Annotated in this window: 16 protein-coding genes; all 16 read right to left on the reverse strand. The window is 28.3% G+C overall.

The window, feature by feature from the left end; translation table 11 throughout:
• Window positions 1–33 precede the first annotated feature (33 nt).
• Window positions 34–1,317, reverse strand: a complete 1,284-nt coding sequence (locus tag EDD60_RS05660; RefSeq protein WP_243646642.1) for a DegT/DnrJ/EryC1/StrS family aminotransferase — start codon at window positions 1,315–1,317, stop codon at window positions 34–36.
• Entirely contained in the window at window positions 1,314–1,484 is a 171-nt protein-coding gene (locus EDD60_RS05665) for a hypothetical protein (protein WP_243646640.1), read from the reverse strand. The genes EDD60_RS05660 and EDD60_RS05665 overlap by 4 nt, the downstream gene beginning before the upstream one ends.
• A 203-nt stretch (window positions 1,485–1,687) precedes the next feature.
• Window positions 1,688–2,173 (reverse strand): transcription termination/antitermination NusG family protein, encoded by a 486-nt coding sequence (locus EDD60_RS05670; RefSeq protein ID WP_066450739.1) that lies wholly within the window; start codon window positions 2,171–2,173, stop codon window positions 1,688–1,690.
• On the reverse strand, window positions 2,170–2,646 hold the full coding sequence (locus tag EDD60_RS05675; protein WP_066450749.1) for a hypothetical protein: 477 nt from the start codon (window positions 2,644–2,646) through the stop codon (window positions 2,170–2,172). Before EDD60_RS05675 ends, EDD60_RS05670 begins: the two co-directional genes overlap by 4 nt.
• Window positions 2,647–3,564: 918 nt before the next feature.
• Window positions 3,565–3,921, reverse strand: a complete 357-nt coding sequence (locus EDD60_RS05685) for a type II toxin-antitoxin system PemK/MazF family toxin (RefSeq protein WP_132226310.1) — start codon at window positions 3,919–3,921, stop codon at window positions 3,565–3,567.
• A gap of 717 nt (window positions 3,922–4,638) precedes the next feature.
• Window positions 4,639–4,767: a hypothetical protein gene (locus EDD60_RS16565; RefSeq protein ID WP_257529190.1), complete on the reverse strand. Its 129-nt coding sequence runs from the start codon at window positions 4,765–4,767 to the stop codon at window positions 4,639–4,641.
• A 213-nt stretch (window positions 4,768–4,980) separates the two neighbouring features.
• On the reverse strand, window positions 4,981–5,892 hold the full coding sequence (locus EDD60_RS05690) for a tyrosine-type recombinase/integrase (RefSeq protein ID WP_066450755.1): 912 nt from the start codon (window positions 5,890–5,892) through the stop codon (window positions 4,981–4,983).
• Between the two features lie 15 nt (window positions 5,893–5,907).
• The gene (locus EDD60_RS05695; RefSeq protein ID WP_165973128.1) at window positions 5,908–6,720 is read right to left on the reverse strand and encodes a hypothetical protein; all 813 of its coding nucleotides are present in this window, start codon (window positions 6,718–6,720) and stop codon (window positions 5,908–5,910) included.
• A 28-nt stretch (window positions 6,721–6,748) separates the two neighbouring features.
• The gene (gene rfbD, locus EDD60_RS05700) at window positions 6,749–7,657 is read right to left on the reverse strand and encodes a dTDP-4-dehydrorhamnose reductase (RefSeq protein ID WP_066450762.1); all 909 of its coding nucleotides are present in this window, start codon (window positions 7,655–7,657) and stop codon (window positions 6,749–6,751) included.
• The gene (gene rfbB / locus EDD60_RS05705) at window positions 7,657–8,691 is read right to left on the reverse strand and encodes a dTDP-glucose 4,6-dehydratase (protein WP_066450765.1); all 1,035 of its coding nucleotides are present in this window, start codon (window positions 8,689–8,691) and stop codon (window positions 7,657–7,659) included. Before rfbB ends, rfbD begins: the two co-directional genes overlap by 1 nt.
• A gap of 1 nt (window position 8,692) precedes the next feature.
• Window positions 8,693–9,268: a dTDP-4-dehydrorhamnose 3,5-epimerase gene (rfbC, locus tag EDD60_RS05710; RefSeq protein WP_066450767.1), complete on the reverse strand. Its 576-nt coding sequence runs from the start codon at window positions 9,266–9,268 to the stop codon at window positions 8,693–8,695.
• A 13-nt stretch (window positions 9,269–9,281) separates the two neighbouring features.
• Entirely contained in the window at window positions 9,282–10,178 is an 897-nt protein-coding gene (gene rfbA / locus EDD60_RS05715) for a glucose-1-phosphate thymidylyltransferase RfbA (RefSeq protein ID WP_066450769.1), read from the reverse strand.
• Window positions 10,179–10,253: 75 nt separating this feature from the next.
• On the reverse strand, window positions 10,254–11,405 hold the full coding sequence (locus tag EDD60_RS05720) for a MerR family transcriptional regulator (protein WP_066450778.1): 1,152 nt from the start codon (window positions 11,403–11,405) through the stop codon (window positions 10,254–10,256).
• The gene (locus EDD60_RS05725; RefSeq protein ID WP_066450780.1) at window positions 11,402–11,665 is read right to left on the reverse strand and encodes a hypothetical protein; all 264 of its coding nucleotides are present in this window, start codon (window positions 11,663–11,665) and stop codon (window positions 11,402–11,404) included. Before EDD60_RS05725 ends, EDD60_RS05720 begins: the two co-directional genes overlap by 4 nt.
• Window positions 11,666–11,905: 240 nt before the next feature.
• Window positions 11,906–13,351, reverse strand: coding sequence for a flippase (locus EDD60_RS05730; protein WP_066450783.1), 1,446 nt, complete (start codon window positions 13,349–13,351; stop codon window positions 11,906–11,908).
• 22 nt (window positions 13,352–13,373) lie between these two features.
• A complete protein-coding gene (locus tag EDD60_RS05735) occupies window positions 13,374–14,597 on the reverse strand; it encodes an O-antigen polymerase (protein WP_165973129.1) in 1,224 nt (407 codons plus the stop codon).
• Window positions 14,598–14,621: the final 24 nt, after the last annotated feature.

The raw sequence follows: 14,621 nt of genomic DNA on the forward strand, positions 1-14,621 counted from the left end.
TTTCTTACTAATTTAATTAGGCTCTGTTCTTCCTTAATCAAGAAACTCTTTAGCAACTTTTCTTACACACTCAACCACATACATCACATCTTCATCAGTTAAGCAGCTATGAAGTGGTAAAGTTACTTCGTTTTCATACTGTTCATAGGCATTAGTATAATCTTCTATATTGAATCCTAAGTTTTTGTATGCAGTATGCATTGGAAGCGGCTTATAGTGAACATTTGTACCTACTCCTAATTCAGCCATCTTTGTGATGAATTCATTTCTCTCTTCACCGCTAAATGCTTCTCCACTCTTCTTAAACAATCTAACTATGTAAAGGTGGCCTGAAGAAGAATAAGTAGAAGAATAATGTTCAAGAACTTTAAATCCACATTCTTCGCACACTTCATCATACTTCTCAATTATTTCTTTTCTACACTTCAACATCGCATCATATCTTCTACTTTGACTTAAACCGATAGCAGCATGAACATCAGTCATATTGCATTTATACCAAGGACCAACAATGTCATATTCCCAAGCACCTAATTTTGTTTTTGCAAGAGCATCTTTACTTTGACCATGTAGAGATAAAAGTTGGTATTGTTTATACAATTCTTCATTATCTATGCCTTCAATATTTTTCCATGTAACTGCTCCACCTTCTGCAGTAGTTAAATTCTTAACTGCATGGAATGAAAAGTTTATAAAGTCTGGATATTGTGCTACTGGCTTACCTTTATAAGTAGCACCAAAAGAATGTGCTCCATCATCCATAACTACAATTCTATTTAAAGCTTTTTGAATTTTATTTTCTCCAGCTCTGAACAATCCTTTTTTCTTCTCAACTATTTCAAAAATTCTTTCGTAGTCACAAGGAATACCAAATAAATCAACTGGAATAATTACTTTTGTTTTCTCTGTAATTGCACTCTCTAATTTGTCATAATCCATTGTGAATTTACCTTTTTCACAATCAATCATTACAATAGTAGCTCCAACATGTTCAATTACACTAGCACTAGCTGTATATGTATAAGCAGGAACAATAACTTCATCTCCAACTCCAATACCAAGTACTCTTAAAGTCATCTCAGCACAAGCTGTTTGAGAATTAAGACAAACTGCTTTATTAGTTCCGCATCTATTAGCCACTTCTTTTTCAAGCTTTTTAACTTTAGGACCTGTAGTAATCCAGCCAGATCTTAATGTATCGACAACTTCATTAATTTCATCTTCTCCTATATCAGGTGGAGAAAAAGGGATAGTCTTTCTATTTTCCATTTCAAATTTACTCCCTTCTTTATTTTTAGAAAAAACTTGGTTCTTCACCAAACTGTTTTGTATCCGTTCTTCCAATTCGAAGAATCTTGTATAGGTTTTAATTCAAGCACTATACTATTGCCTCTAGCATAGATAGAAGAAATAGAGTATTTTCCTTTTATTTGTTGATAAGCAGACACGCCATCTTTATATTGATATTCTTTTTCATCAATCATACAAATGACTTCAGATTTTAATTTTTGATAACATATCTATCTCCCTTCTTTTGAACATAAAAAAATACAGGTCATTAACCTGTAATATATGAAATAAGCTATTTTTAGATACAGTTTCCCCTACCCCAAATTTTCCCATTTCATACTATGTTCCAAACTTCAATAGAGGCGGATTCCCTGCGCTCTAAATAAGTTCTTGCCTTTTAAATTTCAATTCCCATACATATTCTTCTATTAAAGAATTCTAGGTCTAGATAGGCACATTGATTATGCTTATCAACTTTAGTAATATGCTTTTCTAACAGTTTTAATGGTCCATCAATAATAATGGTTTTACCATCTTCTTGATATCCATGAGAAAGTCTTATAGTATAGTTTTCATCTAATACAAGACTAAAAAACTCAATTTCTTTTTCTGTTAGTGTTGTTGCATCTACATTTTTAAGTTGTTTAATTAAACCATCATTTTGATCTTTCATTTTTAGTAATAAATCATTAAAGTCAGTTTGACATAAATGAGTTTTTACAAAAACATAATTATTAAACATTGGTTTAATTAATACTTCTTTGGTTTTACGTTGACAAACTTCATATTTTGGAGTAAATGCTATTAAATTCTCATTCCTATTTAAATTAGTAATAATCTTATTTGTTTTATAGTTTAATGTATATAGTACATACCAATTCATGATTTACTTACTATTTCTAATGGAACTAAGAATTTTTCATTGAAAAAAATGTTTTTTAATGTTGCTGTTCTATGATGACGATTAATCTTTGTAATTTTACCTTTATAGTTTAATAATGGTCCTTCATCAATAATTAATTGTGAATTAACTATATTTCCAATAGAATGTTTAATAACATCCTCATTTGAATAAAAATATTCCATTAATAATTGTTCTTCAGTGTTTAGAGTAAAAATATTATTCTTTGAATGAAAAAGTTCCTTGTATTTTTCAAAAAGTAAATCTTTTCCCATATCAGTAACAATAAACATATGATCAGGATATAAATCCTTTACAAAATAATCCTTTACCCCTCTCACACTATACCATTTCTCTATTTTAGGAATAAAAGCTCTTATACCTTCTTGTTTATTAAGAAATGTAACAAGATTGTCATCTTTATGTATTTTTCTATCAACAACGTACCAAAACACATTCAACCCCTCATGCCTTTCTCTTATAACAGAACTTCGTGTTCTGTGACAAAATAAAAAAATGAGTATGATTATATCCATTTTAATAACATTTTTATCACACAAAGATTATCCTTTGATTTTTAAATTTATTATTTAAAATATAATAAATAAAATGTCATATATCATTTAGTACTATATATGACAATGATCATGTTAACAAAACATTATCTAACATTTTTCCTTGAAAACTTGAACATATATGCTATAATTGTTCTCACAGAACACGAAGTTATATGATACAACGCAGCATATATAAACTTAATTAATTTTTTAAAATACCATTCTCTTTAATAAAAATAATATATTGTATTCTATAATCATCACCCTAAGTAAATTAAAAAAGTTATCTGTAAAAAATAACAATTCTCTTACAGATAATCATTGTTTACTTTTTATTTATATAAAATATTTTTTGGTTTAAACCTTATATTTTGAACAGAAAAATTTGATTGTTAATTTTATTTTCCTAGAAAAAGATAATAATTAAAAGTAATTTTAAATATTCTCTACTACTTCAAGATAATACAGATAACAAAATTCTTGATTTATTTCATCAGACTGCAGGAATAGGATAAGAGCTAAGAATCAAAATCTTTTGTCCCTTTCACAACATCGTACGCAAAGTTCTCTATTCGGCGTTTCATAAATTTATAGAGTCGTAATAGTCTAAAGGACTTATATATCCCCATGATTTTAATCTATCATTGGTTAGCTAGTGTTCTAGCGAGTATAAAGCTATTGGATATTCTCCAGCAGCTCTTTCTTGCATTCACCCTTCCCATACATTGGATTTATTAATACCTAATTGTTGTAGATTTCTATACCTTCTCCTTATGAATTTCCATCTTTTTCAGTATATCATTCTTATTCTTCGTCTTAACCAGGTACTATGCCAATACTAATCAACAATGAACGATTCACTTTTAATAAATCTTTATTGTTTAAACTATCAACTCTAATTCCTAGTCTACGTTTATCAACAGTTCGTAACTGTTCAAGCATGACAATAGAATCTTTGACTAACCCATACCCATATGATAATCGTACATGAGTTGGTAAATCCGACTTCTGAATATGTGAAGTAATCACGGCAATAATTACAGTATCATTAAAATAGTTTCCAATATTATTTTGAATAATCAATACTTGTCTTACTTCACCCTGCTTAATTCCAATAACAAAATCTAACTTTGCTAAATAAATTTCTCCTCTATAAATCTTTTCATGCCTCATAAATTTATCACCTTCCTTTTATTATGTAAACCAATAGTCATCACAAAAGATGATGTCTACTATTAATCTAGAAATTAAATTTTCACTACGATATTGACTGGCTGCTTTGTTATTCACAGTTCACGAGCTGAATTTATTCTTTATGGCATCCATTCATCGCTTATAGGATTCTCACCTATATAATGTTCTCACTTGCAACAGACTGGTTCCTACTCTAGTCAGAACGCATTATGTGAATTATTATCTTCTAACATTGTCATGGCCAAGTAGGAGCAATCTATTTTCATAATCGAATAGTTATCGCTCGTCTCATGGTGTATTCATTAATGGGCTCAAATGTTAGTAGTGTTATTAATACTGGTACTCTATTTTCAAAAATATATGAGAAACCATTCTTCTCATATACCAACATATTAAAATGTTATTTAAAGGGATTAGAAATTAAATTCTTTTAATTTTTTGATACCTAATAATATAGATGCTCATACAGTTTTTGGATAAACACCTTGAATTCTCGTAATTTCAGCAAAACTTAAATCATAATAGAAGTAACCAATAATTCTTTTGGATTGATTTTTAGGTAATTTGTTTATGATGTTCATTAAATTTAACTCTTCCTGTTTTTCATGAAATAATTTTCAGGACTTTTCTCTTTTTTGGTTGATTCATTTTCAATACCCGCATTTCTATCAAGAGAATAATAGGCTTTATTTCGTCCTACTCTTTCCGTATAATCATGTATTTTCTTTTAAACAAAATAATTAGTTCATAAAAATCATCATCGACTTCAACTTCAACATCATTCTGAATATAATAATATAAATTCTTTAAGTTAACTTTTTTCATGTGATTTTTCTCCTGGTTTTAGACATAATTTTGCCTTCCACATACCACCACGAAAAACCATGAAAAAAAGGATAACTTGTTAAAAAAGTAAACTTTTTTCAAATTTCTATGTAATTTCTTAATTAATCGGTTTAAAAAGCCCCTTAAATAGCATTTTAAAGCATAAAAAAAAGCAACCCAAATAAATGAGTTGCTTTCATGTAATATTGTATTCTATTTACTAAATATATTGTTTATTTCATTTTTCTTCTGATCAAGTGAACAATCCGGACATAACTCATATATTCCACTAAAATCAGAAGTTCCAATAATCTCACATAAACATTTAATATTCATATTGTGAGATAGACAATATGAAATAAAAGTATTTCTTAATGCATTAAAATCTGTTTTTATTTTTAATGTTATACATAATTCTTGTAACTTTCTTTGTACTGTTCTTGTATCAAATATATTCTCATTTGTTGATAAAATAAAGTAATTTGACTCCATAGGATAACAATCAAAGAAATCAACAAGATATTTCTTTACATATTTACTAATTGGAACAGAACGTAGTGAATATTTACTACGTGGTTCTAATATCGTTAATTTAGTCCCTTTTTCTGTTTTGATACGTTCAACACTTTTAGATATGTGTATGACATTATTGTCTAAATCAATATTTTCTTTTTTTAATGCACTAATTTCACCAGTTCTAAGGCCGGCATATAATGATAACAGAATAGCGAGAGAAACAGCATCTTTATTAGCTAAAAGATATTCATTAAGTATATCTATTTCTTTTTTTGTTAAGATTTGAGTTGGTCTTTGTTTTTCATCATGCTTTAAATTGATGATATTGATTGTATTCAATTGATATTCTTTTTTAGCATAAACAAATATTGAACGTAAAACATGACTAATTGTATATAGTGTACTTTTAGATAACTTTTCTTCATTTTCTTTTTTATTGAAGAATTCATCAACTTCATCTTCAGTAATCTTTTCAATATTCTTATCATTAAAATATGAAAGATGTTTGCTTATAACTTTCTCATATTTATCATAAGATAAATGCTTAACAACACCTTGTTTACTCAAAAGCCAATCTCTAGAAATAACTTCAAATCTTTTAGATACCATTTTCTCACCACCCTTCTATAATTCTTGTTTACTTACTAAATATTTACTGTCTAATGTTTGATCATCAATCATTCCAATGACTGGATTATCGTCATCAAATTCAACAGTATCATATTTATATGCATATAATCGTTGTAATGTTTTAACGACTATATGATATTGTTTTTCTTGGTTTGTTAAATCATCATAGTTTTCAAAATAAATTTGTTCTATTGGTACTTGATATTCAAATTTATAATATTTACTATTTGATTGAAATTCTTCTAATAATGCATCACTATCTACAAAAGAAAAAAGATATCCAAATAACTCCGGACCATCTTTTAGAATTTCATAATATTCATTTTTTTCAATCGCATCATTAAAAGCAAAACCTTTAAAACTATAATCTTGATATTCATATCCAAACATTTGTCTTAGAAAGACTGTTGAATAATCATTACACTCATCAAGTACAATTTCTTCATCATTTAAATACATTTTAATATAATCATCATATTTAAAGGTTAAACAATATCTATTTAGAAACTTAGATAATGAACTATCATTGCATAAGATATCTACTAAACCATATCCATTATCATTTTCATTATCATTTAATCTTCTACTTAAATGATAAAAACTTACGTAATCAATATTCTTACAAAGATGTTCCTTTACATAATCCATAAAGTAATCATACTGATCATCTAACACAAGAATAGAATAATTTAATTGAAACTTCCTAAAGCAAGTTTCAATTAATTCTTCTAATTCTTTATTGTTTATATTTAATACTTCACATATTGATGATTTCATTATCTCTTGTGAAGTGGTGTTTATGTACAATGTATGCACCTCCATTCTTATAATATAATTATAATTCGTTGAGATATCTTCTTACAGCGTCTTGCCAAGTAGGAAGTGGTGTAAATCCATTTTCTACTAGTTTGCTCTTATCGAGTCTGCTGTTCATTGGTCGAATAGCCTTTGAAAGTCCGTATTCTTCTGTAGTTACTGGAATTATTTTAGTAGTTAACCCATATTGTTTATAAAATTCAACACAGAAATCATACCAGCTAATATATCCGCCTTCATTAGTTGCATGATAATATCCATACTTTTCAGTTTCACACATATCAACTAAAAGTCTTGCTAAATCATAACAATATGTTGGTGTACCGATTTGATCATTAACTACTTTTACTTCATCATGTGTCTTCCCAACATTAATCATAGTCTTAATGAAGTTCTTACCATTTAGACCAAATACCCATGCAATTCTAACAATAAAGTATTTATCTAAAGTAGAAGAAACAGCTAACTCACCTTCTAATTTTGTTTGACCATAAACATTAAGTGGTTTATAGTCTTTACAATCTGGTTTCCATGGCTCTATTCCCTGTCCATCAAACACATAATCGGTGCTTAGATATAACATCTTAGCATCAATAGTTTTACATGCATCAGCGATATTTTGTGTACCACCAGCATTTACTTTTCTTACAAGTTCTACTTTATCATCATCTTCAGCCATATCTACAGCAGTCCATGCTGCACAATGGATGACTGCATCAGGTTTGATTTCCTCGATTGTCTTTTGTACTGCTTCTTTATCAGTAATGTCCAAGCTAACATAAGAGGCAGAACATACAACACTTCCATCTGCCACTCCACTATAAACATCAGCAATATCACTGCCTACTCCAACATATCCTCTTTTAAGAAGTTCGTTCATTACGTCATGACCTAATTGGCCATTAACGCCAGTGACAAAGAATTTCATTAGTTTCTCTCCTTGTAGTTCTTTTCAATCCATTTAAGGTATTCACCTGAAGTACATTCTTCAGTCCATTTCTTACCTTCTTCAGATAAGTACCAATCAATTGTAAGAACAATTCCATCTTTAAACATTGTTGTTGGAGCCCATCCTAATTCATCCATAGCTTTTTGTGGATCAATTGCATAACGTTGATCATGTCCATGTCTATCAGCTACATATGTAATTAAAGATTCAGGTTTACCTAATTTTTCAAGAATAATCTTCACGATTTCAATATTTGCTTTTTCATTATGTCCACCAAGATTATAAACTTCACCAACTCTTCCCTTCTCAAGTACAGCTAAGATTCCATAACAATGATCTTTTACATATAACCAGTCACGAACATTTAATCCTTCTCCATATACTGGAAGTGATTTGTCATGAGTTGCATTATGAATCATAAGTGGAATTAGTTTTTCTGGGAATTGGTATGGTCCATAGTTATTTGAACATCTAGAAATAGTTACTGGTAACCCATAAGTTCTGTGATATGCAAGAACTAATAAGTCAGCACTTGCCTTACTAGTAGAATATGGACTAGATGTATGAAGTGGTGTATCTTCATGGAAGAATAGATCTGGTCTATCTAGTGGAAGATCACCATACACTTCATCAGTAGATACTTGATGGTATCTTTCAATTCCGTATTTACGGCAAGCATCCATAAGTACTGCAGTACCCATGATATTAGTTTCAAGGAAGATTCCTGGATTAGTGATACTTCTATCTACATGAGACTCAGCTGCAAAGTTGACTACGATATCTGGTTTTTCTGTTTCAAAAATCTTATCGATTGCTTCTCTATCTCTAATATCTGTTTTATAAAATTTGTAGTTTGAATTTTTTAATTCTTCTTCAATAGTAGCTGGATTTGCAGCATATGTACAAACATCTACGTTGATGACTTTATATTCAGGTCTTTCATCTAATAATAATTTACAGAAACAGTTTCCAATAAATCCTGTTCCACCTGTTACTAAAATAGTTTTACTCATATTAACAATTCTCCTCATATTTAAACTCATTCTTAGACTCTTCAAGTGTTGGTCCAACTTTATCTTTTTCACTTAATACTGGTTCAATTCCATTTAATAATGAACCCCAATCTACATTTACTTCTGGAGCATCATATCTCATGCCACCTTCAGATCCTTTGTTGTAGACATTATCACATTTATATCTGAATTCAACATCATCAGTTAATGTTAAGAACCCATGGGCAAATCCTCTAGGAATAAAGAATTGACGATGATTTTCAGCACTTAATTCACAACTTACATATTTACCATATGTAGGAGAACCTTTTCTTATATTCACTGCAACATCAATGACTTTTCCTTTTGTACAAGATACTAACTTAGATTGTGCATATGGTGGATTTTGCCAATGTAATCCTCTTAATGTTCCTTTTTGTGCAGAGAAAGACATATTATCTTGTACAAATTCTACATCTATTCCCATTGCTTTATATTTAGGTTTTGAATATGTTTCAGTGAAGTAACCTCGATGATCACCAAATACATCAGTTTCAATGATTAAAACACCCTCAATTTCAGTTTTAATAACTTTCATCTATAATTACTCCTTATCTTAATTGATCTAAATATTTTCCATCAACAACATCTTTTAAATATTGTCCATATTGGTTCTTTTTCAATAATTCATATGTTTCAAGGATTTGTTCTTTAGAAATCCATCCATTTAAATATGCAATTTCTTCAAGACATGCAATCTTTCTATGTTGATGAGATTCAACAGTTTTAACAAAGTTAGTAGCTTCTACTAAAGATTCATGAGTTCCTGTATCAAGCCAAGTAAATCCTTGTCCAAGTAACTCTACATTTAATTCTCCATTTTCTAAATAAATGCGATTTAAATCAGTAATTTCAAGTTCACCGCGTGGACTTGGTTTTAATTGCTTAGCATATTCAACAACTTTATTATCATAGAAGTATAAACCAGTTACACAATAATTACTCTTAGGTTTAGCTGGTTTTTCTTCAATACTAATAGCTTTACCTTCATTGTCAAATTCAACAATACCAAAACGTTCTGGATCATCTACATAATATCCAAATACAGTAGCACCTTTTCCTTGTTCAGCATTTTCTACTGCTTCAGTTAATCTTTTCTTTAATCCATGTCCTGCAAAGATGTTATCACCTAATACCATAGCAACTGTATCATCACCAATAAAATCAGCTCCAATAATAAATGCTTGTGCTAATCCATCTGGACTTGGTTGTACTGCATACTCTAAATTAACACCAAATTGACTACCATCACCTAATAGTTCTTTAAATCTTGGTGTATCCATTGGTGTAGAGATAATTAAAATATCTCTAATACCAGCATTCATTAATACTGACATCGGATAATAAATCATTGGTTTGTCATAGATTGGTAATAATTGTTTACTTGTTACTTTTGTAAGTGGATATAATCTTGTTCCTGATCCACCTGCTAAAATAATTCCTTTCATCGTATTTCACACTCCTTTTATTGTTATTTTCATATAGTATAAAAGATGACGTCACGTCACCTTCAAGCATTGTATTTATTTTTTACAAACAAATATTCCAGCATCTTTCGTAATCCTTAATCCATCTTTCATTTCTTTTATAACAAAGTTTCTGAACTCTTGATATCTTGCAAGAATTATTTCATTTTGATTCCCATGACAAGAAACTATGTAGGCAATTAGAGCATCTACATTATCAACAAATAGGCTATCTTCATATTGTATCCATTCCACGTCACTAAAGTACTGTCCAAGAATGGATGCTCCATTTTCCTTGCCAAATACATCATATAGATTATTGCTAGAAAGATAGATAGAATTGTCAAATTTCTTCACCAAAGCATCGATTTCTTTCATATGGTCTTTACCATAAGTACTACAGATGAATCTGCCATTACCTTTCAATGCTCTATTTATTTCCGATAGCCCTTTGTTTAAATCCTTCAAGTAAAATAGAACATGGTTAGCTATTACCACATCAAAACTCCCATCTAAGAACGGTATCTCCTCACACCTAATCACCTGATAATTAAATTTATCTCCAAGATTACGTCTGGCATCATTAACCATTCCTTCAGATTTATCACTCAAAGTTATATTGAAATTACTACTTTGACCTCTCCACAAAGAACCATCTCCACAACCAATTTCTAATACCTTATCGTAGTAACTTAATTTCAGCGTCGATAAAAGCCAAATAAAACATCCCTGTTTATTGGTAGAGTATAAATCATGGAGGTTAATACGAGCATTGAGATTTGATACATCTTTAAATTGAGTGTAGATGTTAGCAGAATTGTTTGTAAGGTGAATCAAAGAAAGCATATTCTCCCAATTGATGTCATTATGTTTCTTTAACTCCATAATTGTATTATCAATAGCTTCTTCAACCTTGCTCATCTGATCAATCTTCTCTTCAACCATTTTCTTTTGTACAAAAAGTGCATTACTTAATGTAATAGAATCTACATCATTCAGGTTCATACTTTTAATTTCATTTAAAGAAAAGCCTAAATACTTAAATAATAAAATCTGTTGTAGTTTTATAAGATCATTATCTACGTAATATCTAAATCCATTAGGCGCAACAAAAAAAGGCTTTAATAAACCTTCATTGTCATAATATCTAATTGTCCTTAATGTAACATTTGCTAGTTTAGCAAATTGGCCTGATGTATATTTTTTCATAGTATAGTATTACCTATTTTTGTATTTCTTAATACCGCAATTCCAAGTTCTACAATTTTACCATTCATATATTCTATTACTACAGAAATATCATCCACTTTTACATTAACAATATTATTCTTTTCAATAATATTAAGTTCATTTAATCTGTAAAAATTTCCTTCATCTATGAGAACTTTGGGAGATGAGAAAATTGCAGAAAAGTTTGGAGAATGAGTTGTTATTGATTTGTAATAATACTTATCTAATTCTTTTAACATTTGTTTTCACCTCCGTGTATTTTTTGTATAAAGTCTAAATCAAACATCTCAATAATAATTTCGTTTATATTAATGAGTTAACTTTCGCAATATTAACATTATAATAAACAAAAATATTTCTTATACCAATAATTCATTATTCATATTTTTTAAAATATACTAATAACTAGATAATTCCAGTATATACACGTTATAATAGAAAATGTAAAAGCAAACACAAATAATAAAATTAAATTAAAATCAAGATTTTCTTTTCTTGGTTAAAGACATGAGTTCACTATGCTTTAACAATACTTCAATCATAAAATAAACAATTATGCATAATAAAACATATATAATAATAGTTACAAATTTTTTCTTAATTAGCGAAAAATACAAAAAATATAATACCACAATACCTATTACTCCAATTAATGTTTTTAATAAATCAATTACCAATTTATATCTAGGCAAATTAATCAACATTGCTCTAGACTGGAATATTGCTATAAAAAAAACGCACCATTCCGCTATTAGCGTCGTGAAAGCTGCAGCATTAAAACCATATTTAGGAATCAATATAAGATTTAATACAATGTTTATAAAGCCTCCTATCAATGTACTAAATAATATTTTAGATTCTTTTCTTTGTGGTAATAAAATATTGTTATTAATTATTGTGGATAAAAGAGTTGGAAGAATTGCAAATGACAAAATACATAATGCAACTTTACTTTCTAAATAATCGTTATTGGAAATTAGCGTAATAAAAAAATCTGGTAAAAGAATAATTCCTACCACTATAGGAATTCCAAATAATAAAATAATAGAAAAAATACTTTTTAATTGAACTAAATATTCTTCTTTGTTTGAATCAATTATATAAGCAAATCTTGGTATTGTAACACTAATAACAGAAGCTAATATAGTCTTTATACAGGAATATATCTTAGAAGAAACAGTATATAAACCAACCTCTGTCTCTCCTCTTAAAAAACCTAATATCGTAATATCCGAAGTGACATAGATAGAAATAGCTATATTCATTGCAAATATCGTAAAGATAGGTTTTAAATGTCTTAACATGTTTTTATTAAATACTAACTTTAAGTTTACATATTTTTTCACATACATGTAATTCAAAAAATTAATAATAAATGAAGAAAATGAACTTATAAAAGCATATTTAAATATATCAGTTTGATTTTTTACAAAAAGTATAACAAGAACAAAAGTAAATATTTGAAAAAAAATAGTCCTTATTGTTATATATAGAAAATCCTCATATACAATATTTATCCACTCTGTACCTAATGTTGTACATATTATACTTATACTTAATATAAGAATTAGTATTCTATTAGTCGATAAAACAGGCACACATAAAACAATAAAAAACAAAATAGAATATGAAATAAATGTGGAAATTATATTTATTGAGAATAATTCACTACTAAGTAAACTAATTTTTTCATTATTATTCCTAACTTTTGCACACTCTCTTATTGCATATGTCGATATTCCGAGTGCAGCAAATATACTGAAATATTGTATAATAGAGTTACTAAAATTTATTGCTCCTATTCCTTCTTTACCTAAAACCGCTGTTACATATTTAAATGTAATCAAAGGAAAAACAGTCGTAAATATTGTTTTAAAAAAATTCAAAAGCATATTAACATTTAACGATTTTTGTTTATATTTCATAATTTACCATTCCTTTATCGATTCATTTTTTAATAATAGATAATTTTGTATTATATGTAATAAATTTAACAATTGTAAGCGAGTAAATTAACATTAGTCCTAGAAAAGTATTAGACAATTGAAATCTAACAAGACTAAAAGCAATATAGTACAATATGATACAATATAATATGTGACTTAAAATTGATCCATTTGTTTTTTTATAAAGTCTATATACATACATGCTTAGCATACCAAACATAATTGAAAATACAATTACTCCTATTATTCCGAAATCAACATAAAAATCTCCAATAAATGTATGAAACGCATTATATTTTAAACCATATCCCACTTCCGTAGTATATTCAAACCTTGCGATATACAAATTTCCCTGTTCAAACATGGGTAAATTTAAATTTACCCCAACCAAAGAAACAAGTTTTACTAATAAACGTATTACACTATTAAATGACACAAATCCCATAGCATAACCATTAGGCATATAGAATGATGTATTTATTACTTTATCAAGCATTGGTATACATCCTGAGATATAAAAATAAACACTTTTACTTCCCATAAACACAAATAAAAACAAAGCCAATATTATGATAATTTTTTTTTCCCCAAAGTGCTTATGGATTCCTCCTGTAATATTCTTTGTCATCGGCAACGCTATGCAGAATATAGTATATAATATTATTGTTTTAGAACCTGCACCAAAAAATTCAAAAATTAAAAATATCCCCCCTAATGCGATAAGTAATTTCTGATCTCGTCTGTAAAACATGCAATAGGTACTAACAGCAATTATTATATATGTAAATGGTCTAACTATATATTGCATTGTTATTCCACCTAGATCAATATCACCTGTAACCAGCATCATTTTTATTTCATTTACAGTTGTTCCTTGCAAGACTTTAATAATATTAGGAACATAAAAGTTGAGAGCCAATAAAAACACTACCAAAAAAACAATTTTAATTTTTTTAAAACATATTTTATTACTATATAAATAATCCTTTGGTTTTATAGAAACATACTTAAAAAAAGTAGCTCCTATTAAAAATCCAATAATTCCAAGGAATAGTATTACTTCAGTATTTAGTGATATTTCGTATATTCCATATAATCTCAAGTTATATAAAAAAAGTACAACTAACCATAAAGCAGGGAAAATAAATAATGGCGACATATACTCTTTTTTCAAGCCTTGTGATACGCACGTAAAAACAAGTATGATTATTGTTACAATTATCATTATGTCATCTCCCATCTATTTATA

Origin of the sequence: Longibaculum muris (assembly GCF_004343035.1) — a bacterium.
GTDB classification, from domain to species: Bacteria; Bacillota_I; Bacilli_A; order Erysipelotrichales; family Coprobacillaceae; genus Longibaculum; species Longibaculum muris.

Coding starts and splice junctions, on each gene's coding strand:
- EDD60_RS05690 (WP_066450755.1), bottom strand. CDS start 5,892: ATGGTATCTAAAAGATTTGAAGTTATTTCTAGAGATTGGCTTTTGAGT.
- rfbA (WP_066450769.1), bottom strand. CDS start 10,178: ATGAAAGGAATTATTTTAGCAGGTGGATCAGGAACAAGATTATATCCA.
- EDD60_RS05685 (WP_132226310.1), bottom strand. CDS start 3,921: ATGAGGCATGAAAAGATTTATAGAGGAGAAATTTATTTAGCAAAGTTA.
- EDD60_RS05730 (WP_066450783.1), bottom strand. CDS start 13,351: ATGAAATATAAACAAAAATCGTTAAATGTTAATATGCTTTTGAATTTT.
- EDD60_RS05725 (WP_066450780.1), bottom strand. CDS start 11,665: ATGTTAAAAGAATTAGATAAGTATTATTACAAATCAATAACAACTCAT.
- rfbB (WP_066450765.1), bottom strand. CDS start 8,691: ATGAGTAAAACTATTTTAGTAACAGGTGGAACAGGATTTATTGGAAAC.
- rfbC (WP_066450767.1), bottom strand. CDS start 9,268: ATGAAAGTTATTAAAACTGAAATTGAGGGTGTTTTAATCATTGAAACT.
- EDD60_RS16565 (WP_257529190.1), bottom strand. CDS start 4,767: ATGAAAAAAGTTAACTTAAAGAATTTATATTATTATATTCAGAATGAT.
- EDD60_RS05720 (WP_066450778.1), bottom strand. CDS start 11,405: ATGAAAAAATATACATCAGGCCAATTTGCTAAACTAGCAAATGTTACA.
- rfbD (WP_066450762.1), bottom strand. CDS start 7,657: ATGAAATTCTTTGTCACTGGCGTTAATGGCCAATTAGGTCATGACGTA.
- EDD60_RS05735 (WP_165973129.1), bottom strand. CDS start 14,597: ATGATAATTGTAACAATAATCATACTTGTTTTTACGTGCGTATCACAA.
- EDD60_RS05670 (WP_066450739.1), bottom strand. CDS start 2,173: ATGAATTGGTATGTACTATATACATTAAACTATAAAACAAATAAGATT.
- EDD60_RS05665 (WP_243646640.1), bottom strand. CDS start 1,484: ATGATTGATGAAAAAGAATATCAATATAAAGATGGCGTGTCTGCTTAT.